Below are 20,023 nucleotides of genomic sequence, written 5' to 3'. Positions count from 1 at the left end.
CCGCCAGACGCTCAACGCCGCACCCATTGTTCAGAATTATCTGGTGTCGTCGGCTGCTTCAACTGCGTAAGTTTGCTAAATCGCAAATTAATGACGGTTGGTACAACGGAATGAGTCACTCCATCAGCACGTATTCCTTGAGCGGCTATCAGATGCGTCGGGGCGTCTGCGGCATCACCCGCGTCGAGCATGAGCATTGCCCGCCGTTCGCATTGGTCATGCTGGTGTTCGTCGCCGCCATGCTGGGCGGCACATACCTCACGAGCGAGTTCGACAGCATCGCCGCCGGGTGGGTCGGCGGCGTCGCGATCCTTGTCGGGCTGGGCGCGCTCATCGATCGGTGGTTCACCGGCGCACAGGCGTTGGAGCGCCGCATTCGGCAGCGCGAGAAGGCACGCCGGAAAGCCCTTTGCGCGACGCCGTTCAATCTGGGTCTCAGGCGGCAGCAATCTCCCGACTGGACCGGTTCAACAACACGGGAATGGACTTCGACGTCGGCGTACCGGCGCCATCCGCCACCGATGACAACGGCACGAGCGGGTTAGTCTCCGGATAGTACGCACCGAGGCAGCCGCGCGGAATGTCGTACTCCACGAGCGTGAAGCCGTTCACGCGGCGCTCGACGCCATCGTCCCACACGCTCGTGATGTCCACGAGTTCGCCCGGCTCGAAACCGAGCATGTCGATATCCTCGCGGTTCGCGAACAGAACATGCCGCTGCCCGTACACGCCGCGATAGCGGTCGTCGAGACCGTAGATCGTCGTGTTGTACTGATCGTGCGAGCGCGTGGTCATCAGCGTCATCAGGCGTTCGCCGTGAAGGGCGCGGGCGCGGTGGATCGGCGTATCGAATGCGATCTCATGCACGATGAACTGCGCCTTGCCGCTGTCCGTCTTCCAGATGCGATCCCGCGAGGCCACGCCCAGATGGAAGCCGCCGGGTTGCTTCAGACGTTCGTTGTAGCGCTCGAAGCCGTCTATCACCTGCTCGATGCCATCGCGGATCAGCGCGTAGTCGTTCGCATGCGCGAGCCAGTTCACCTTCGCGGAGCCGAGCGCCGCATGCGCCATGCGCGCGACGATCGCCACTTCCGAAAGCAGGTTCGTCGACGCCGGCTTGTTCATGCCGTACGAGATATGCACCATGCTCATCGAATCCTCGACGGAGACGCCTTGCGCCACGCCGTTCTGCATGTCGATCTCGGTGCGGCCGAGCGTCGGCAGGATGAGCGCGTCGCGGCCGTGAACGAGATGGCTGCGGTTGAGCTTCGTCGTGATGTGCACGGTGAGGTCGCACGAGCGCATCGCTTCCCAGGTGCGCGGCGTGTCGGGCGTGGCGATCGAGAAATTGCCGCCCAGTCCGATGAACACCTTCACCTTGCCTTCGAGCATTGCGTGGATGGTTTCGACGACGTCGTAGCCGTGCTCGCGCGGCGGCTCGAAGTCGTAGGCGGCGCCGAGCCTGTCGAGAAACTCCTGCGTCGGCTTTTCCTCGATGCCCACGGTACGGTCGCCCTGCACGTTCGAGTGGCCTCGCACCGGGCATAGGCCCGCGCCGCGCCGGCCTATGTTGCCGCGCATCATCATCAGGTTCGAAAGCAGTTGCACGGTCGGCACGGAGTTCTTGTGCTGCGTGAGACCCATGCCCCACGTCGCGATGACCGCGCGGCCGTTTGCGTAGATGTCGGCGAGCTTGAGGAGGTCGTCCATTTCCACGCCGGATTCCGCGATGATCGCGTCCCAGCTCTCGGCGCGCAGGTCGTCGGCGAAGGCGTCGAAGCCGACCGTATGCTCCGCGATGAAATCCACGTCGATCACGCGCGCGCCGCCATGCGCGCGGGCTTCGTCGTCGAGTTCGATCACGCGCTTCGCGACGCCCTTGATGAGCGCGAAGTCGCCGCCGACCTTCGGGCGGATGAACACCGAGCTGATCTTCACGCCCTTGGGCGAGAGCATGTCGAGCGTATGCTGCGGGCTCGCGAAACGTTCGAGGCCGCGCTCCTTCAGCGGATTGATCGACACGATGGTCGCGCCGCGCTTCGCGCAGTCGCGCAGTTCGCCGAGCATGCGCGGATGGTTCGTGGCCGGGTTCTGGCCAAAGAGCAGCAGCGTGTCGGCGTGCTCGAAGTCATCGAGCGTGACCGTGCCCTTGCCAATGCCGACCGTATGCGGCAAGCCGCGGCTCGTCGCTTCGTGGCACATGTTCGAGCAATCGGGGAAGTTGTTGGTGCCGTACATCCGCACGAACAGCTGGTAAAGAAACGCGGCTTCGTTGCTCGCGCGGCCCGACGTGTAGAACGCGGCGCGGTTCGGATCGTCGAGCTTCTTCAGATGCGAGGCGATGAGCTCGAACGCCGCGTCCCATTCGATAGGCACATAGCGGTCGCGCTTCGCATCGTAGACGAGCGGATCGGTCAGCCGCCCGTGCTGCTCCAGTTCGTAATCCGATTGCGCCATCAGCGACGACACCGTGTGCTCCTCGAAGAACGCGGGTGTCACGCGCTTGCTCGTGGCCTCGGCGGCGACGGCCTTCACGCCGTTCTCGCAGAACTCGAACGTCGATGCATGCTCGCGGTCCGGCCACGCGCAGCCGGGGCAATCGAAGCCGTCCGGCTGGTTCTGCTTGAAGAGCGTCCGGTAGTTCCCGCCCGTCACCTTCTCCTTGACGAGATTGATGGCGACCTGCTTCAGCGCGCCCCAGCCCGCGGCAGGATGTGTATAAGGTTCGATGCGAGGTTCCGGCGTCTTCATGGCGTTCGATTTCAGGAAAACATGCGATAAGACGAAGCGTACTGTGTCCCGAATCGAGCGCGGCGCACAGAAAATGCGAAATCGGAGGGATACAGTTGCGACGTTTTGACATAGACTGCAATTCACATCCGATCGAAAGGAACACGCGCGTTGAAGCTCTACGAAAAGCTCGCCGATGAAATCGAGGAAGCCGTGCGCCGCGGCGTGTTCGCGCCCGGCGAGAAGATCGCGTCCGTGCGGCAGGCCAGTCAGCAGCACGACGTGAGCATCAAGACGGTGCTGCACGCTTACGCCATCCTGGAAAGCCGCGGCGTGCTCGAGACGCGGCCGCAGTCCGGCTACTTCGTGCGCGCGACGCGCGAGGCGTTGAAGACCGAGCCGAAGCGCACGGGGCGCGCGATCGCGGTGGCATCGGAAGTCGATGTCAGCCGGCTCGTGCTGTCGACCTTGCGCAGCATCCGCGCGCACGACGCCGTGCCGTTCGGCTCGCCGTATCCCGATCCCGGGCCGTTTCCGTGGCGGCGCATCAACCAGTACGCGAACGCCATCGCGCGGCGGCATGCGAGCTGGAATCTCATCGACGATCTGCCGCCCGGTAATGCCGAACTGATTCGCCAGATCGCGCGGCGCTATGCGGAGAATGGCGTGCCGGTGGATCCGGAGGAAATCGTCATCACCGTCGGCGCGACCGAGGCCATCAATCTGAGTCTGCAGGCCGTCGCGAAGCCGGGCGACACCGTCGCTGTCGAATCGCCGACCTATTACGCGATGCTGCACGCCATCGAGCGACTCGGCATGCGCGCGATCGAAGTGCCGACGCATCCGGCGGAAGGCATCGACATCGAGGCGCTCGCGCAGGTGATCGCGCGCAGGAAGATCGCCGCGTGCATGGTGATGCCGAATTTCCAGAATCCGCTGGGTTTTCAGATGCCGGACGAGCGCAAGCGCCAGTTGATGCAACTGCTCACGGCGCACGATATCCCGGTCATCGAGAACGATGTCTATCACGAGCTTTATTACGGCGACGCGCGCCCATCGGCGCTCAAGAACTTCGACACGAAGGGGCTCGTGCTGCATTGCGCGTCGTTTTCCAAGAGTCTGACGGCGTCGTACCGAATCGGCTGGGCGATGCCGGGGCGGTATCGGGCGCAGGTCGAGAAGCTCAAGTTCCTCAACACGCTGACGACGCCGTCCGTGCCGCAAGTCGCGATCGCCGATTATCTGCGCCAGGACGGCTACGACCGGCATCTGCGGCGCGTGCGCAAGCTGTACCGGCAGCAGTCGCGCATCATGAGCGCGATGGTCGAGCGCTTCTTTCCGTCGGGCACGCGAATTTCCGTACCGCAGGGCGGTTACGTGTTGTGGGTGGAACTGCCGGAGAACGTCGATTCGATGCGGCTCTATCGCGCGGCGCTCGAAAGCGGCATCACGGTCGGGCCGGGCCATATGTTCTCCACGCGCAATGCCTTCAGCCACTTCATCCGGCTCAACTACAGTTATCCGTGGACGGCCGCGAGCGAGGCCGCGCTGCAGCGGCTCGGCGAGCTCGCCGGCGAGATCAGCGCGCGCCCGGCCGCGCATGCGAACAAGGAGATCGCGCATGAGCGATGAGATCGATCCGGCGCTCGTCGCGGTGCTGGCGCAGCTCTGGCGCGCGCGGACGGAAACGCCCGGGCGCGCGTGGTCGCTTGCGAAGCTGGCGAAACAGTCCGGTTTGCCCATGAGCGCGCTGCGGCGGCAATTGACCGGGCTCGCGGACGGCGGGCTGGTGGAGATGCAGATGAGCGAGGAAGGGACGGGAAGCGCGTGGTTGACGGAGGAAGGGGTAGGGCTTTGCCGGGCGGTGTTCGGGGAGGATGGCGCGGATTGATTATTTGACGTCATTGATATACGATATGTATATCAAATAGTGAGGGCGAGATGGGACGAATTTTGATTGACCTGCCCGATGAACAAATCGATGAACTCGCAGCGCTCGGTGAGGAGCAGCAACGTTCGCGAGCGGCCGTAATTCGCGACGCCATAAGCGCCTATGTCGCGAGTAATAAGCGTGGTCCCGTCGTGGATGTATTCGGCATGTGGGAGAGTAGAAAGATCGACGGATTGCAGTATCAGCAGGAGTTGCGCGAAGAATGGTAAGAGCGCTCTTCGATACGAATATCCTGATCGACTACCTGCTGGGAATAAATGCCGCAAAAGAGGAAATCGAGCGTTACGAACAGCGCTCGATCAGCATCGTCACGCTGATGGAAGTCCTCGTGGGCGCAAAGCCTGATGGCGATTCCTCCATTCGGGCCTGGCTCGCAACTTTCGATCTTGTGCCCCTTGATTCGTCCGTCGCAAACTTGGCGATTTCCATTCGTAAGAGAGCACGTATCAAGCTGCCAGATGCCATTGTGTGGGCGTCGGCGCAATCAGTCGGTGCGCTTCTCGTTTCGCGCAATACGAAGGACTTCCCGCCTGATGATCCAGGCGTTCGGATGCCGTATCAAGTGTAACCGCGCCTTGGCTGCCGTCCCTTGGACATCCACATCACCCTGCACGGCCGCCGCGACCTGACCGGCCAGATCTACGGCCAGTTGCGCGCGGGCATCATCGAAGGGCGGCTTGCCGCCAACGCGCGCCTTCCCTCCACGCGAGACCTCGCCACGCAGCTCGGCGTGTCGCGCAAGACCACGCTCGAAGTCTTCGAGCGCCTCATCGCGGAAGGCTTTCTGCGCACGCGCGCGGGCGACGGCACCTTCGTCGCCGAAGGGCTCGCGCGGCTGCCGTCCGCCCCTGCGGAGGCGACATCGGCCCGCGCCCGCGCCATCGGCATCTGGCGCAAGATGCCCGAGCGCATGGCGATGCCGATGCCGCCCGCCCACGAAACGCTCGACTGCGACTTCAGGGGCGGCGTGACCGACAAGACGCTCTTTCCCTACGACGCCTGGCGACGCTGTCTCAATCAGGCGCTGCGCACGCAGGCGCGCACGAGCGGCGGCGTCGCGGGCTATTGCGATCCGGGCGGCGAGCAGGCGTTGCGGCTCGGCATCGCGCGCTATCTCGCGTTCAGCCGCGCGGTCGTGTGCAACTGGCAGGACGTCATCGTGACGCAGGGCGCGCAGCAGGCGCTCGATCTGCTCGCGCGCGTCACGATCCAGCCGGGCGATGTCGTCGCGGTGGAGGAGCCGGGCTATCCGCCCGCGCGCGCGCTGTTCGCGGCGCTCGGCGCGCGCATCGCCCATGTGCCGGTGGACGGCGAGGGCATCGTCGTCGGCAAGCTGCCGCGCAACACGCGTCTCGTCTATGTGACGCCGTCGCACCAGTTTCCGCTCGGCATGCCGATGAGCCTCGACCGCCGCGTCGAGCTCCTCGAATGGGCGGCGAAGCGCGGCGCGGTGGTCGTCGAGGACGACTACGACGGCGAATTCCGCTTCGAAGGCCGGCCGGTGGAATCGCTGAAGAGTCTGGACCGCGCGGGGCTCGTCGCGTATGTCGGCACGTTCTCGAAGACGCTCTTTCCCGACCTGCGGCTCGGCTACGTGGTGCCGCCCGCGACGCTCTCGGAGCCGCTCTGGAACGCGAAGCAGGTCTGCGACTGGCACAGTTGCCTGCTCACACAGGCGGCGCTCGGCGCGTTCATGCTCGACGGCGAATACGCGAAGCATCTGCGCCGCATGCACAAGGCCTATGCACAACGGCGCGCGGCGCTGATCGAGCGGCTGAAAGGCGAGCTCGCGCGCTGGTTCGAGCCGCTGCCTGCGACGGCGGGCATCCATCTGGTCGCGCGGCTCGCCGCTTCCTTGCGCGAGGATGAAGTCGTCGCGGCGGCGCGCGCGATATCGGTCGGGCTGTATGGGATCCGCCCGTTCCACGCGAGCGAGCCGGCGCAGCAGGGCATGCTGTTCGGCTACGGCGGCACGGGCGTCGCGGCGATCGAGCGCGGCATGACGCGTCTCGCCGCGCTCATGCCGACGCTCGCCCGCTAGCTTCGCGCCATCACTGATCGCACAGCAGCAGCAGCTTTTCCTGCGGCGTGCAGGCCGCCTTCTTCGGCTTCTGCGTGGTCGCATCCTGCTCGCCGCGCACCGCAACCTTGCGCGCCGGGTTTTGCGACTGCTCGGCCGCCGCCGTGCGCTGCGCAATGCACGCGCGCAAGTGCTTTTCCATCGGCGGATAGTATTTCCAGCCCTTCGTGAGCGGCGGCAGTTCGAGATGCACCTGCTTCCACTTCGGATGGCCCTGCGCCTGCAGCGTGTCGAAGTTCGTGCACAGCGAGTCGGCGAATTTCGACAGCGCGCCCACCGTGCCGCGCAAGCCGTAGTCATAGGTCACGAGGAAGGCCTTCACGGTGAGCGTCGGCGTGTCTTCCTGAATCCAGTTCGGATAGCTCGTCGTGCGGATCGTCGCGGGGAAGTAGGTCTGCTTCGCGCGCGCGGTTTCGGGCGCGCTCGAATCGAGGCGCAGCAGCTTGATCTGCTTCAGCAACTCGGGATTCATGTCCTGAAAGAGCTTGGCCGGCTGGCCTGCGACGATCACCGCGACGTCGATCTTGCCGACGATCAGCCGCGCGAGCGAATCCTCGTTGTTGAGGTGCTGCTCGTTGGCATCGGCGATCGGCTCGCCGAACATCAGCCGATACAGCGTCTCCGCCGACTGCGCCGTGCCGCTGCCGATCGGCCCGACGCTGATGTTCTTGCCCTTGATCTCGTGGATGAACTTCATCGGCGAATCCGCGCGCGTGACGAAGTAAATTTCCTCGTCGTAGAGCGGCATGATGAGCCGCAGCGGCTTGATGATCTTGCCGGCGTCGGCGTTGCCCGAGGTCGCCATGTCCATGTACGCCTGATACACGTCCGACTGCACCAGCGCGAACTTCACGCCGGGCTCGTAGCGCATGCGCTGCACGTTCTCCGCCGAGCCCTTCGACGGCAGCACTTCCAGATCGATGCCCGCCGGCTCGGCCACGTACTTCGACAGATCCTGCCCGATCTGGATATACGTGCCGCGTTCCTGGCCCGTCGTGATCTTGTAGGGAATCGGCTCGGCGGCGAAGCTCGATCCGGCGCCGATCAGCCCGGCGATGGCAAGAAGTGCCAGCGCGCCCCGTGCGGCGTTGCGCATGTGTTTCGTGGTGAACATGATTGACCCTTTGTCGGAGTTGGACGGGTACTTGGGAAACTCGCGCAACGTGGATATCGGTCCGCGGCGCGCGCAATTCGATCATGCCCGGTCACTCACATGCGGCTTCACGCGTAGAAGCGTGGCGTGTGCTTGCCGTGCGTCGTCGTTGTCTCTGCGTGTTCTGATATTTGCGTGCTGCTTTTTACGTCGTTCTTGTGCGTGTTCTTTCAGCGCGACGGCTTCGACGCCTGCTCGCCGCTGCTCCAGCCATATTGCTTGATGGCGCGTTCGAGCTCTTCGGATTTGTCGGAGTCCATACGCGAGCCCGCCGGCACGTTGCCGAACTGGGGCGGTGCCGTCGTGACGGCGGCCGGCTGCGCGACGCGCGGCACGGCGTTCGTCTGCGCGACGGGCTGGCTGACGACCGGCGGGACGCGCTGCGCGGTGGCGGTCTGTGCGGCCACCGGCTGTGCGCTGGCCGCAGGGGGGCGCGGCACGGCCGCCTGCATTGTCGCCGTGGACGGCGGCAGCGAACTGCTCTGATTCGCGGGCTGCGGCGGGCGTGGCACGGCGGCCCGCGTGCCCGGCGCCGGCGATGCGGACGGCTGCGGCGGGTCTTCGCCGAGGTAATACGGAGCGCGCGGGTTGGCGGGGCGAGCGGCCTGCTGCGGCTGCTCGTCGCCGAGATAGTAGGGCGCGCGCGGGTTCGCGGCGCGCGGCGTGGCCGCGGCGGCGGGCTTCGATTCTTCGTCGCCGAGATAGTACGGCGCGCGCGCCGCCGGCGTGACCGGCGCCGGGTTGGCCTTCGCTGCCGGCTGCGGCGGCGATGGCACCGCGGCCTGCGTGGTTGCGCGCGCGGCGGGCGCGGGCGCCGTCATCGTCGTGGCGACGGCGGGCGCGGTGGGTGCGGCGGGCGCGGCGGGCGGCATGACCGACGCGGTGAGCGCGTTCGTCGCGGCTTGGCCACGCGCGATCTTCTCTGCGCGGGATAGGTAGGCGTCGTCGTCGTCGGTCTGACGCGCGGCGCTGGCGCTCCGTTGCGCCGGGCGCCGCTCGGCGGCGGGTTTCTGCGCGAGGGTGCTGGGCTGTTTCGCGGCGGGCGCTGCAACGTTTGCCTGCGCGGAAAGCGGCGCGGTCGCGCCGGTGCCCGGCCTCGGCGCCGTGCTTGCCGTGTCTGCCGCAGGCGGCGCCGTGCCCGGCACCTTTTTCGCGAGCGCCGCCGATGCGCTCGGCGCGAGCCAGCCGGCATGCGAGATCACGCGTTCGAGCATGGCCTGCGATTCGATGTTGCTGCCGTCGAGTGCGAGCGCCTCGCCGGCGTTCTGCTGCACGCATGCCCACGCGGAGGTCCGCTCGCAGGCGCGCGCGAGCTGCAGCGCGGCCTCGCGCTGCGCTTCACGCTTGACGAGTTCGTCCTTCAGGGCTTCGTACTCCGCGCGCGCCTGCTGCTGCGCGGGAAGCACCTTGAGACGCGCGCGCGCGGTGGCGAGGTCGTGCTGGTCCAGCGCGACGCGCACGCCTTGCAGCGAATCGCCGGACGCGAGCGCGCGCGTGTCGGCGGGCGCGCGCCGCTCGGCGACGGCCGGCGCGGCGGGCGTCCCCTGGCTATCGATCGCGCCGCGCACGAGCGCGCCGACCTTCGAGTCGATCACGCCGGAGACGCTGTGATCGGCGGAAGGCGTGCCGCTGCCATCGGAATCGCCGAGCTGGTAATAGAACACCGCGCCGAGCAGCAGCACGAGCCCGCACGCGCCCGCGATGATCGTCTTCTTCTGGTTCCAGCGCTCGGAACCGGGCAGGGCGTCGGAATCGTTGCTGGATTCGGCGTAGGCGTTGCGCGCGGCTTCTTCGGCGCGGCGCGCGCGATATTCGGCGGCTTTCTGGGCGATGCGCTCGCTCGCGCGCTCGGTCCAGCCGGAACGCATGCCCGGCTCGACGCGCTCGGACGGCTTCGTGCCGCCGCCCATCGACGCGCTGGAGGTGGAGGCCGAAGCGGAAGCCGCCGCCGATGCGAGCGGCGCAGAAGCGGTCTTTTCGAACACATTAGCGCGCGGCTTGCCCGCGGCGGCTTCGCGCTTCTGGCCGAACGCGGCGCTGCGATCGGCGCCGCAATTGGGGCAGCTGTCGGCGTTTTTGCGCACCGTGCTGCCGCACCGCTGGCAGACAACGGAGAACATGGATGCCGGAAACGTCAGACGCGTGGTCATGCTGGAGCCCTCGAAGGACATGTGCGTGAGGTTGCCAGATTCGCGTGGCCGCCAATGCGCGCCGGGTCGCCGCGCCTGTATCCAGGGACGCAGCCCTGCGGCAGCAATCCTTCGTATTGTTTCCCGGGCGCCATGCGCCATGGCGGGAAACGACATTCCGACTATGGTTCAACCGTTATCGGACGTCAACTGCCTTTCGCACCTACTCCGGGCCGCGCCAGTGCGTCTCGCTGTGCCTCGTAAGCGCCGGGACGGCTGGGTCCGGCGCATGGCCCTGAAGTGGAATGTGAAAGCGTCGGATCGATGCGCATGCAGGGCCGGACCGGCTCGCGCGGCGCGCCTCGCTTCTCTCGCTCACGATTATTTCTGACATTTTGGGATGGCGCCGGCGGTTTTGAACCGCCAATCCTTAGCCCTAAAACGACAAGGGGGCGTGATCGGCGGATAACCCACTGATGCCAAAGCGATTCCGACAGGTACGTGAGCGTTGCTGCGCGCCCACGCCAGTCGCGTAAACACGGATTGGACCGTCCGGCGAAAAGTGCCGCCGATCGATACGGCATCCGAAGCATCGTTCGAAAGGAGCGCGTTTCGTCCCGTCGCAACGCGTAAAAACGACACGGGCCGCGACGCGAGAATCGCGCCGCGGCCCGTGCCGGTCCAGCCGTGAGCCTTACTCGGCGAGTTGCAGCTTGCCGTCGATGCGGCGGTTCAGGCCGAGCGGATTCTCCGTCTTGAGCGCGTCGGGCAGGAGCGCGTCAGGCAAGTCCTGATAGCTCACCGGGCGCAGGAAGCGGTTGATCGCGAGGCTGCCGACCGACGTCGAGCGGCCATCCGCCGTCGACGGGAACGGGCCGCCGTGCACCATCGCGTGACCGACTTCCACGCCCGTGCCGAAGCCGTTCACCAGCAGGCGGCCGGTGCGGCGCTCGAGCGCGGGCAGGACGCGGCGCGCATCGGCGTAGTCCGCTTCGTCGATATGCAGCGCCGAAGTCAGCTGGCCTTCCAGCGATTCGACCAGCGCGAGCATCGTGGCGAGGTCCGGGCAGCGCACGACGAGCGACGACGCACCGAAAATCTCTTCCTGCAGTGCGTGGCTCTTGCGGAACGTTTCGGCGGTGGTGACGAAGAGCGCCGACTGGCCCTGATTGTCGCCCTTGGCTTCGACGCCGCGCGCGGCGGTCGTCACGCCCGCTTCCTCGGCGGCGCGCGCCACGGCGCCCTGATACGTCTTGCAGATGCCCGGCGTGAGCATCGTCTGCGGGGCGGTTTCTTTCAGCGCCGCCGATGCCGCTTCGATGAACTTGTCGAGATCCGGGCCGTCGACGGCGAGGATCAGACCAGGGTTCGTGCAGAACTGGCCCGCGCCCAGGATCAGCGACGACACGAACGCCTTCGCGATGGCTTCACCGCGGTTCTTGAGCGCCGCCGGGAACAGCAGGACCGGGTTGATGCTGCTCATTTCCGCGTAGACGGGGATCGGCTCGGGGCGTGCCGCGGCGATCTTCATGAGCGCCGTGCCGCCGCCGCGCGAACCGGTGAAGCCCGCCGCCTTGATGCGGTTGTCCGCCACGAGGCCCTGGCCGACGTCACGGCCGCTGTCGAACAGCAGCGAGAACGTGCCTTCGGGCATGCCGCAATCCTTCACGGCCTTCTGCACGGCGCGGCCGACGAGTTCCGCCGTGCCCGGATGCGCCGAGTGCGCCTTCACGATGACCGGGCAGCCGGCGGCGAGCGCCGACGCCGTGTCGCCGCCCGCGACCGAGAACGCGAGCGGGAAGTTGCTCGCGCCGAACACGGCGACCGGGCCGACGCCGATATGGCGCAGACGCAGATCGACGCGCGGCAGCGGCTTGCGCTCGGGCTGCGCCGGATCGATGCGCACGCCGAGGAAATCGCCGTTGCGGACCACGTCCGCGAACATGCGCAACTGGCCGACGGTGCGGCCGCGCTCGCCTTCGAGGCGCGCGCGCGGCAGGCCGCTTTCGATCATGCAGCGCTCGATCAGGTCGTCGCCGATATCGAGGATGTTCTGCGCGATCGTTTCGAGAAACTTGGCGCGCGCTTCGGGCGCGGTTTCGCGATACACGTCGAATGCGGTCCACGCGAGCGCGGCCGCGCGGTCGAGGTCGGCGAGCGTCGCGCCGCCGAAAGCCGGTTCGATAGCCGCGCCAGTCGATGCGTTGACGGCCTTGATCGAGCCGTTCGAACCGAAGACCGATTGCTGACCGATGAGCAGGTTGCCAGTGAGTTGCATGATGTCTCGTCCTTGCTGGAGGTGATTCGCGGCGGCCAGTTGTACGATGACCGCCATCTTGCCCGACTATACGGCCTCGCGCGGGCGGCTGTATAGTGAAACCTTTCCATCGCTTGATCGCTTTTAGGAATCACCTCGCGTTTTTTCGCAGGCTGAAGGATGAAGAACACGCTCGATGTACTGATGTCCCGGCTGCGCATGAAGCAGCTGCAATTGCTGATCGCGCTCGACGATCACAAATCGCTGCACAAGGCATCGAGCGCGATGGCGATGACGCAATCCGCCGCGAGCAAGGCGCTCGCCGAGCTCGAATCCATGCTGGAAGCGCCGTTGTTCGAACGCGCGAAGAGCGGGCTGATCCCGAATCCGTTCGGCCGCTGCGTGGTGCGCTACGCGCGCGTGCTTGCCGCCGACCTGAACGCGCTGTGCCAGGAAGTCGCGCAGATCCGCGCGGGCACGGGCGGGCGGCTGACGGTCGGCACGATCATGGGCGCGGTGCCGGGCGTCGTCGCGCCGATCGTCAACGAAATGCACGCGAGGCATCCGGATCTCGCCATCGAAATCATCGAGGATACGAGCGCGCGCATGCTGCCGATGCTCGACGACGGCCGCGTGGATCTCGTGATCGGCCGCTCGAGCGTGTCGGAGCAGCCGTCGAAGTATCACTATCAGCCGCTCGCGGACGAGCCGCTATGCATCGTCGTCGGGCATGGTCACGAGCGCACGGGCGCGCGCGAAGTCGGTTTCGCGGACCTCGCGCATTACCGCTGGGTCACCTACCCGAGCTATATGCCGATGAGCGCGCTGCTCGAACGCGAGCTCGACCTCGCCGGCCTGCCGATGCCCGCGAACCCCATCTCCACGGCCTCGCCGCTCATGACGGTAACGCTGCTGCAGGAAAGCCCCGAACTCGTGTCGATCCTGCCGGCGAGCGTCGCGAAGGTGTTCGAGCGCTCCGGCATGCTGCGGATTCTGCCGGTGCGGATGAAATCGAAATCGCAGACTTATGGCATCGTCACGCGCAAGGGCGGGGCGCTGTCGCCGGCGGCGCGGCAGTTCGTGCAGATGCTGCGCGAACAGAGCCGGCCGCATTGAGTCTCAACGCGTCGCGACGATGAAGATGCGCGGGAAGGGCAGCAGCACGGTGCCGTCGTCGAGCACCGAGTACGCGGCTTTCAGCCCGGCGCGATAGCGGTCGAGATACGCGGCCGTTTCCTGCGCGTTGAGCTTCGCGAGGAATGGCCTGAGTCCGCTGCCCCTGAACCATTCGATGATCGCATCGACACCGCCCTGAAGCGGATGATGGTACGTGGTGCGCCACACATCGACGCGCGCGCACTGCGGCTTCAGCAGCGAGTAGTACCAGTCCGCGCGATAGCGGGCGGTGCGCTCCGCGCCCTTCAGCTTGTCGCGCCACGGGCCGTCCGCGGCGACTTCCCGCATCAGCCGGTGCGCGGGCTCGTCGAGATTGTCGGGCATCTGCACGGCGAGTTGTCCGCCTTGCGCGAGCTTGCCGACGAGCTTCGGAAACAGCGTTTCGTGACCGGGCACCCACTGCAGCGACGCATTCGCGAGAATCAGGTCGAACGGGCCTTCGGCATCCCACGCGGAAATGTCCGCCAGTTGAAAGTCGATGTGCGGCAAGCGCTTTTGCGCCGCGTCGATCATGTCGCGCGAATTGTCGACGCCGGTCACGCGGGCGTCCGGCGCGCAGGCCAGAAGCGTCTCGGTCGAGTTGCCGGGGCCGCAGCCGAGATCGACCGCCGTGCGCGCGGCCGATGCCTGCGTCGCGTTCAAGAGATCGCGGACGGGGCGCGTGCGCTCTTCCTCGAACAGCGTGTATTGCCGGGCTTGCCAGTCGGCGGATGTATTCGTCATGTCGGGCTCCACTCGATGCACCTGTGTTGGGAACAGACGCGATTCTGGACTCGCCCGCGCCCAGCGTAAAATGAATTTATGCTGCGGATTATTTGGTTTTTCTTATGAAAATCGACACGCTGGGCGTGCAGGCGTTCGTCGCCATCGCCGATCAGGGAAGCTTCAGGGGCGCGGCCGAGCGCCTCAACATCACGCAGACGGCGATCACGCAGCGTCTTCAGAAGCTCGAGGATTTTCTCGGCGTGCCGCTGATCGAGCGCACCACGCGGTCGATGAATCTCACCGAGACCGGGCGCACGTTCCTGCCGCAGGCGCGGCGCCTGCTCGCGGAACTGTCCGCCGCGCTCGTCGAGATTCGCGAGACGGGCATGGCGCAGCGCGGCGATGTGTCGATCGCATGCGTGCCGACTGTCGGCGTGCAATATCTGCCGCGCGTGTTGCAGGCATATTCCGCGCGCTATCCGCACAATCGCATCCGGATTCTGGACCACGCGTCGTCGGCGGTCGCGCAGGCGGTGCTGTGCCGGGAAGTGGAGTTCGGCATCAAGATCGCGGGCGAGCATCATCCGGATCTGCACACGGAGCCGCTCGTCGCGGACAGCTACGTGCTCGTCTGTCATCGCGATCATCCGCTCGCGAAGCGCAGACGGATCGCGTGGCGCGCGCTTGCCGGCCATTCGCTCATTCTCGCGGGCGACGTGAGCGGCAACCGCGCGCTGATCGATGCGGCGCTGGAAGGCAGCGGCATCGAACTGCATTCGTTCTATGAAGTGCAGCGCAGCTCGACGGCGCTCGGGCTCGTCGCTCAGCGCGTCGGCGCGGCAGTGGTGCCGGGGCTCGCGATTCAGAAGGATGCATACCCGACGGTGCGCGCGATAGAACTCGTCGAACCTACGGTCACGCGCTCGCTCGTGCTCGTGACGCGCAAGACGGCGTCGCTGTCGCCGGCGGCTCAGGCGCTCTACGCGATGCTCATGAGCTCGCGCGACGGCATCTGAAGCGAATACTGAATCCAGTGGGCTTTCAGGCTTCACGCAAAGTCTCGGAAAATCCAGGATATAACTCGGATTTGCAACTTCGCCGCGAGCATCGCGCCTATACTGGCGGAGCATCCGCGGGCAGCTCCGGGCGGCCTCGCGGATGTGCTTTCCACTGCATATCACGATGACCATGCGCGCCGCCATCCGGCGCCTCAGCAATCGGGGACTCGCAGATGAGCGACACGTCAGTCGGCGGCTTGAAGGGTCTCGCGGCCGCGCTGCGCGAGCAGCAAGACACGCTCACCGAGCGATGGATGAAGCTCGTGTTCGGCGATCAGGAAGTCGAACATTCGGATCAGCTCACGTATCGGCAGCTCGCGGATCATCTGCCGAGCATCTTCGACGAAATCTGCATCGTGCTCGAATCGCGCAACTTGCGCGACCAGGAAGGCGCGATCGAGCGCAATGCGCGGCAGCACGGGCAATGGCGCTGGCAGCAGGGCTATCGCGTGGACGAGCTCGTGCGCGAGCTCGACCTGTTCCGTCAGGTTTTGCTGCTCGCGATCGGCGAGTACGCCGCTTCCCATGCGGAATTCCCACGCGCCGACGAAGAGCACGCGCGCCTCATGACCGACGAGGTGGTGAGCTTCGTCACGCTCGCGTCGATCCGCGAGGCGATCGGCGAGCGCGATCGCAAGATCGACGAATACACCGGCATGCTCGAGCGCGCGAACTACGAGCTGACGCTGAGGCAGAAGCTCATCAGCGATCTCTACGAGACGCGCATGCAGATCACGCGGCGCGTCGCGCACGACCTGCGCAATTTCCTGAACGTATTCTCGACGGCGCTGCAGCTCGCCACGCGCTCGCCCGCCAAGCGCGACACGGCGCTCGGCCTCGCGAACCGGCAAGTCGCCGACATGGCGACGCTCGTCGATGAAATGGTCGAATATTCGAAAGTGCTCGGCGACGATTCGGTGCTGACCGTCGAACCCTTCGATCTCGTCGGTCTCTTCGACGAGCTCATGCAGGCGTGCCGCGTCGCGACCGAGTCGAAGGGACTGAAGCTCGTCGGTCATCTGGATCCGGCGCTCGGCGCGGTGATGTCGAACCGGCTGAAGGTGAAGCAGGTCGCGCTGAATCTGCTGTCGAACGCGATCAAATACACGTCGACGGGGGAAATCGTCCTGTCGATCATCGCGATGCCCGACGCGCGCTGGAAGCTGCACGTCGCGGATACCGGCGTTGGCATCAGCGCGGCGGATCAGGAGCGCGTGTTCGAGGAATTCGAGCGCGCCGCCGATGACGACATCCCCGGCGCGGGCCTCGGGCTCGCCATCGTCAAGGAACTGTCGCGCACGCTGGAAGGCGAGTTGCGGTTCACATCGTCGAAAGGGCACGGCAGCGTGTTCGAAGTGACGTTCCCGATGCTGCTGGTGCCGAAGGCCGCGGAAGGCCAGTAAACGAAAAAAGGCGAACGGGTCGCCCCGTCCGCCTTCCGGTCACTACGACGCGTGAGCTGTGCGCTCAGGCCGCCGCTTCTTCTTCGACCACTGCTTCGTCTTCCACCGACGCGCGGATCAGATGATCGAACGCCGACAGCGATGCCTTCGCGCCTTCGCCGACCGCGATCACGATCTGCTTGAATGGCACCGTCGTCACGTCGCCGGCGGCGAACACGCCCGGCAACGATGTGGCGCCTCTCGCATCGACGACGATCTCGCCGTGCTTCGACAATTCCACCGTGCCCTTCAGCCACTCGGTGTTCGGCACGAGGCCGATCTGCACGAACACGCCTTCCAGCTCGACGTGGTGGCTCGCGCCCGTCGCACGGTCCGTGTACGTGAGGCCGCTGACCTTCTTGCCGTCGCCGGTGATTTCAGTCGTCTGCGCAGACGTGACGATGGTCACGTTCGACAGGCTGCGCAGCTTCTTCTGCAGCACCGCGTCGGCGCGCAATTCGTCGCCGAACTCGATCAGCGTGACCGCCGACACGATGCCCGCGAGATCGATCGCCGCTTCCACGCCCGAATTGCCGCCGCCAACCACCGCGACGCGCTTGCCCTTGAAGAGCGGGCCGTCGCAGTGCGGGCAGTACGCCACGCCGCGGCCGCGATACTCGCGCTCGCCCGGCACGTTGATTTCACGCCAGCGCGCGCCGGTCGACAGAATCACGGTCTTCGCCTTCAGCACCGCGCCGCTCGCGAGATGGATCTCGTTGACGCGGCCCGGCACGAGCTTCTCGGCGCGCTGCACGTCCATCACGTCGACTTCGTAGCTCTTGACGTGCTGTTCGAGCGCAACGGCGAACTTCGGTCCTTCGGTTTCCTGCACGGAGACGAAGTTCTCGATCGCCATGGTGTCGAGCACCTGCCCGCCGAAGCGTTCGGCGACGACGCCCGTCGCGATGCCCTTGCGCGCCGCATAGATCGCCGCAGCCGCGCCCGCGGGGCCGCCGCCGACGATCAGCACGTCGAACACCGGCTTGTTTTCCAGTTCCTTCGCCGCGCGCGCCGATGCGCCCGTGTCCAGCTTTGCCAGGATTTCCTTCACGCCCATGCGGCCCGAGCCGAAGCTTTCGCCGTTCACGAACATCATCGGCACGGACATGACCTGACGTTCTTCGACTTCCTTCTGGAACAGCGCGCCGTCGATCGCGACATGTTTGATGCGCGGATTGATGATCGCCATCACGTTCAGCGCCTGCACGACTTCCGGGCAGTTCTGGCACGAGAGCGAGAAATACGTTTCGAAGGCGAAGTCGCCGTCGAGGTTGCGGATCTGCTCGATGGTGGCGTCATCCAGCTTGATCGGATGGCCGCCCGCCTGCAGCAGCGCAAGCACGAGCGAGGTGAATTCATGGCCCATCGGGATGCCGGCGAAGCGAATGCCCGCGGGCTTGCCCGCCTCGCCGATGGTGAAGGACGGACGACGCACGCTGGCGTCCTCTTTCTCGACGACGCTGATCTGCGCGGACAGCGAGGCGATCTCGTCGAGCAGGCTTTTCAGCTCGCGCGACTTGTCGCCGTCGTCGAGGAAGGCGACGAGTTCGATCGGCCGGGTGACTTTTTCCAGATACGCTTTTAATTGATTCTTGAGATTGGCGTCGAGCATGGCGATGTCCGTTCCTTGACTTGGGTGTTGCAGACGTGTTGCGCCGCGACGCTGCGAAAATCGCAGCGCCGGACGAACACGTTTTCGGGGGTGAACCTGCCGCTGAAACGCGACAGGTTCGATGCAGCGCTCGTGAGGTACGAGACTTAGATCTTGCCGATCAGGTCGAGCGACGGGGTCAGCGTTTCAGCGCCCGGCGTCCACTTGGCGGGGCACACCTGACCCGGGTTCTTGGCGATGTATTGCGCTGCCTGAACCTTGCGGAGCAGTTCGCCGGCGTCACGGCCGATACCGTTGTCGTGCACTTCGCACAGCTTGATCTCGCCTTCCGGGTTGATCACGAACGTGCCGCGCAGCGCCAGGCCTTCTTCCTCGATCAGCACGTCGAAGTTGCGCGAAATCGCGAGCGTCGGGTCGGCGAGCATCGGATACTTGATCTTCTGGATCGTGTCCGACGTGTCGTGCCACGCCTTGTGCGTGAAGTGCGTGTCGGTCGACACCGAGTAGATTTCCACGCCCAGCTTCTTGAATTCTTCGTAGCGGTCAGCCAGATCGCCCAGTTCCGTCGGGCACACGAACGTGAAGTCGGCCGGGTAGAACACGAACACCGACCACTTGCCCTTCAGGCTTTCATCGGTCACGGTCACGAATTCGCCATTGTGGTAGGCGGTTGCTTTGAACGGCTTGACTTGGCTGTTGATGATGGGCATTACCAGTTTCCTTTTGGAGTGGTGTTGAAGAAGTGAGTGAACTATACAGGAAAGCTATCGTTGCTGAGAATTGGATTGATTTTATTGTCGAGATAGAGCGGGGCTATCGGCCCGATATGCCTCGTTTTCCCGCAGGCGGCACCGCGCTTGCGTCCAGCTGTGTTCGATCTTCTTAAGCAGGTGGCGGCTTACATCTGCTTTTCAACCGGAGGCGGTATGAAAATCGGAATTATCGGAGCCGGGAATATCGGCTCCGTTCTGGCTCTGAGATTCAGCGAGAACGGGCATGACGTGCGCATCGCCAATTCGCGCGGACCGGCGTCGCTCGCCGATATCGGGCGGGAAACCGGCGCGACGGCCGTCGAAGCGCGTGACGCGGTGAAGGGCGCGGACGTCGTCGTCGTGACGATTCCGGAGGCGAAAGTGCCGAATCTGCCGAAGAACCTGTTCGCGGGCGTGCCGGCGAGCGTTGTCGTGATCGATACCGGCAATTACTATCCGCAGCAGCGCGACGGGCGCATCGAGGGCATCGAGAAGGGCACGCCGGAAAGCCGCTGGGTCGAGCAGCAGATCGGGCGGCCTGTCGTGAAGGCGTTCAACAACATTTACGCGGACCATTTGCGCAAGCGCGGCAAGCCGTCCGGCACGGCGGGGCGCATCGCGCTGCCGGTCGCGGGCGACGACACGAAGGCGAAAGCAGTCGTGATGAAGCTCGTCGATGAAATCGGCTTCGATCCCGTCGATGCGGGCGAGATCGACGATTCCTGGCGCCAGCAGCCGGCCACGCCCGTCTACACCGGCGATTTCGATGCGGCCGGCGTGCGCGCGGCGCTCAAGCAGGCCGATCCGATCCGCAAGCCCGAATGGCGGGCGACGGACAAGAGCCCGGGCACTTTCGAGAATCCGGCGTGACGAAGCGGCGCCGATAAGCGGAACGCCCGTACGGGAAAGCGCGGGAAGCGGCGCGCGACGTGCGACAATCTGCAAACTTTCCCGATGGGCTTTACCATGACGAACCGG

The 20,023-nt window shown here is 65.5% G+C and carries 17 protein-coding genes; 10 read left to right on the top strand and 7 right to left on the bottom strand.

Going from position 1 to position 20,023, the window contains the following annotated elements; translation table 11 throughout:
- The first annotated feature begins 26 nt into the window (after positions 1–26).
- The gene (locus AC1Z32_RS31605; protein ID WP_483482763.1) at positions 27–545 is read left to right on the top strand and encodes a hypothetical protein; all 519 of its coding nucleotides are present in this window, start codon (positions 27–29) and stop codon (positions 543–545) included.
- Here the strand turns inward: AC1Z32_RS31605 and AC1Z32_RS31600 are convergent.
- A complete protein-coding gene (locus AC1Z32_RS31600; RefSeq protein ID WP_483482762.1) occupies positions 436–2,751 on the bottom strand; it encodes an FdhF/YdeP family oxidoreductase in 2,316 nt (771 codons plus the stop codon). The genes AC1Z32_RS31605 and AC1Z32_RS31600 overlap by 110 nt on opposite strands.
- A gap of 150 nt (positions 2,752–2,901) precedes the next feature.
- Between AC1Z32_RS31600 and AC1Z32_RS31595 the strand changes: the two genes are divergently transcribed.
- From AC1Z32_RS31595 to pdxR, 5 genes are read left to right on the top strand one after another with little or no spacing between them, the layout of a single operon-like run.
- Positions 2,902–4,362 (top strand): aminotransferase-like domain-containing protein, encoded by a 1,461-nt coding sequence (locus AC1Z32_RS31595; protein ID WP_483482761.1) that lies wholly within the window; start codon positions 2,902–2,904, stop codon positions 4,360–4,362.
- Positions 4,352–4,621, top strand: a complete 270-nt coding sequence (locus AC1Z32_RS31590; RefSeq protein ID WP_483482760.1) for a helix-turn-helix domain-containing protein — start codon at positions 4,352–4,354, stop codon at positions 4,619–4,621. Before AC1Z32_RS31595 ends, AC1Z32_RS31590 begins: the two co-directional genes overlap by 11 nt.
- A gap of 50 nt (positions 4,622–4,671) precedes the next feature.
- Entirely contained in the window at positions 4,672–4,890 is a 219-nt protein-coding gene (locus AC1Z32_RS31585) for a ribbon-helix-helix protein, CopG family (protein ID WP_483482759.1), read from the top strand.
- Positions 4,884–5,249: a PIN domain-containing protein gene (locus AC1Z32_RS31580; protein ID WP_483482758.1), complete on the top strand. Its 366-nt coding sequence runs from the start codon at positions 4,884–4,886 to the stop codon at positions 5,247–5,249. Before AC1Z32_RS31585 ends, AC1Z32_RS31580 begins: the two co-directional genes overlap by 7 nt.
- Positions 5,250–5,270: 21 nt before the next feature.
- Positions 5,271–6,722, top strand: a complete 1,452-nt coding sequence (gene pdxR, locus AC1Z32_RS31575; protein WP_483482757.1) for a MocR-like pyridoxine biosynthesis transcription factor PdxR — start codon at positions 5,271–5,273, stop codon at positions 6,720–6,722.
- A 10-nt stretch (positions 6,723–6,732) separates the two neighbouring features.
- Here the strand turns inward: pdxR and AC1Z32_RS31570 are convergent, their stop codons facing one another.
- The 3 genes from AC1Z32_RS31570 to AC1Z32_RS31560 form a co-directional block, all read right to left on the bottom strand.
- Entirely contained in the window at positions 6,733–7,875 is a 1,143-nt protein-coding gene (locus AC1Z32_RS31570) for a TAXI family TRAP transporter solute-binding subunit (RefSeq protein ID WP_483482756.1), read from the bottom strand.
- A gap of 209 nt (positions 7,876–8,084) precedes the next feature.
- On the bottom strand, positions 8,085–10,064 hold the full coding sequence (locus tag AC1Z32_RS31565) for a zinc ribbon domain-containing protein (protein WP_483482755.1): 1,980 nt from the start codon (positions 10,062–10,064) through the stop codon (positions 8,085–8,087).
- Positions 10,065–10,737: 673 nt separating this feature from the next.
- The gene (locus AC1Z32_RS31560; RefSeq protein ID WP_483482754.1) at positions 10,738–12,321 is read right to left on the bottom strand and encodes an aldehyde dehydrogenase (NADP(+)); all 1,584 of its coding nucleotides are present in this window, start codon (positions 12,319–12,321) and stop codon (positions 10,738–10,740) included.
- 159 nt (positions 12,322–12,480) lie between these two features.
- Here AC1Z32_RS31560 and AC1Z32_RS31555 point away from each other — a divergent pair, with 159 nt between their 5' ends.
- Positions 12,481–13,416 (top strand): LysR family transcriptional regulator, encoded by a 936-nt coding sequence (locus AC1Z32_RS31555; protein WP_483482753.1) that lies wholly within the window; start codon positions 12,481–12,483, stop codon positions 13,414–13,416.
- Between the two features lie 3 nt (positions 13,417–13,419).
- On the opposite strand, the gene tam is transcribed toward AC1Z32_RS31555, so the two are convergent.
- Positions 13,420–14,199, bottom strand: a complete 780-nt coding sequence (gene tam / locus AC1Z32_RS31550) for a trans-aconitate 2-methyltransferase (protein WP_483482752.1) — start codon at positions 14,197–14,199, stop codon at positions 13,420–13,422.
- 104 nt (positions 14,200–14,303) lie between these two features.
- Between tam and AC1Z32_RS31545 the strand changes: the two genes are divergently transcribed.
- Together AC1Z32_RS31545 and AC1Z32_RS31540 are read left to right on the top strand one after the other, a co-directional pair.
- Positions 14,304–15,197, top strand: coding sequence for a LysR family transcriptional regulator (locus tag AC1Z32_RS31545; RefSeq protein ID WP_483482751.1), 894 nt, complete (start codon positions 14,304–14,306; stop codon positions 15,195–15,197).
- Between the two features lie 215 nt (positions 15,198–15,412).
- The gene (locus AC1Z32_RS31540; RefSeq protein ID WP_483482750.1) at positions 15,413–16,642 is read left to right on the top strand and encodes a sensor histidine kinase; all 1,230 of its coding nucleotides are present in this window, start codon (positions 15,413–15,415) and stop codon (positions 16,640–16,642) included.
- 64 nt (positions 16,643–16,706) lie between these two features.
- Here AC1Z32_RS31540 and ahpF read toward each other — a convergent pair whose 3' ends face one another.
- Both ahpF and ahpC read right to left on the bottom strand, forming a co-directional pair.
- The gene (ahpF, locus tag AC1Z32_RS31535) at positions 16,707–18,293 is read right to left on the bottom strand and encodes an alkyl hydroperoxide reductase subunit F (RefSeq protein ID WP_483482749.1); all 1,587 of its coding nucleotides are present in this window, start codon (positions 18,291–18,293) and stop codon (positions 16,707–16,709) included.
- A 146-nt stretch (positions 18,294–18,439) separates the two neighbouring features.
- The gene (ahpC, locus tag AC1Z32_RS31530) at positions 18,440–19,003 is read right to left on the bottom strand and encodes an alkyl hydroperoxide reductase subunit C (protein WP_062611783.1); all 564 of its coding nucleotides are present in this window, start codon (positions 19,001–19,003) and stop codon (positions 18,440–18,442) included.
- Positions 19,004–19,219: 216 nt separating this feature from the next.
- On the opposite strand from ahpC, the gene AC1Z32_RS31525 reads away from it, so the two are divergent.
- Positions 19,220–19,915 (top strand): NADPH-dependent F420 reductase, encoded by a 696-nt coding sequence (locus tag AC1Z32_RS31525; RefSeq protein WP_483482748.1) that lies wholly within the window; start codon positions 19,220–19,222, stop codon positions 19,913–19,915.
- Positions 19,916–20,023 lie beyond the last annotated feature (108 nt).

The sequence above is a fragment of the Caballeronia sp. 11_S32 genome (assembly GCF_056930355.1).
The sequence above is the reverse complement of the archived record's forward strand: the minus strand, read 5'-3'. Positions and strand labels throughout refer to the sequence as shown.

Bases quoted from the DNA above. Each gene is read 5' to 3' on its own strand.
- AC1Z32_RS31560 (WP_483482754.1), bottom strand. From the start codon at position 12,321: ATGCAACTCACTGGCAACCTGCTCATCGGTCAGCAATCGGTCTTCGGT.
- AC1Z32_RS31590 (WP_483482760.1), top strand. From the start codon at position 4,352: ATGAGCGATGAGATCGATCCGGCGCTCGTCGCGGTGCTGGCGCAGCTC.
- AC1Z32_RS31545 (WP_483482751.1), top strand. From the start codon at position 14,304: ATGAAAATCGACACGCTGGGCGTGCAGGCGTTCGTCGCCATCGCCGAT.
- tam (WP_483482752.1), bottom strand. From the start codon at position 14,199: ATGACGAATACATCCGCCGACTGGCAAGCCCGGCAATACACGCTGTTC.
- AC1Z32_RS31570 (WP_483482756.1), bottom strand. From the start codon at position 7,875: ATGTTCACCACGAAACACATGCGCAACGCCGCACGGGGCGCGCTGGCA.
- AC1Z32_RS31600 (WP_483482762.1), bottom strand. From the start codon at position 2,751: ATGAAGACGCCGGAACCTCGCATCGAACCTTATACACATCCTGCCGCG.
- ahpF (WP_483482749.1), bottom strand. From the start codon at position 18,293: ATGCTCGACGCCAATCTCAAGAATCAATTAAAAGCGTATCTGGAAAAA.
- AC1Z32_RS31555 (WP_483482753.1), top strand. From the start codon at position 12,481: ATGAAGAACACGCTCGATGTACTGATGTCCCGGCTGCGCATGAAGCAG.
- AC1Z32_RS31565 (WP_483482755.1), bottom strand. From the start codon at position 10,064: ATGACCACGCGTCTGACGTTTCCGGCATCCATGTTCTCCGTTGTCTGC.
- AC1Z32_RS31580 (WP_483482758.1), top strand. From the start codon at position 4,884: ATGGTAAGAGCGCTCTTCGATACGAATATCCTGATCGACTACCTGCTG.
- ahpC (WP_062611783.1), bottom strand. From the start codon at position 19,003: ATGCCCATCATCAACAGCCAAGTCAAGCCGTTCAAAGCAACCGCCTAC.
- AC1Z32_RS31525 (WP_483482748.1), top strand. From the start codon at position 19,220: ATGAAAATCGGAATTATCGGAGCCGGGAATATCGGCTCCGTTCTGGCT.
- AC1Z32_RS31540 (WP_483482750.1), top strand. From the start codon at position 15,413: ATGAGCGACACGTCAGTCGGCGGCTTGAAGGGTCTCGCGGCCGCGCTG.
- AC1Z32_RS31585 (WP_483482759.1), top strand. From the start codon at position 4,672: ATGGGACGAATTTTGATTGACCTGCCCGATGAACAAATCGATGAACTC.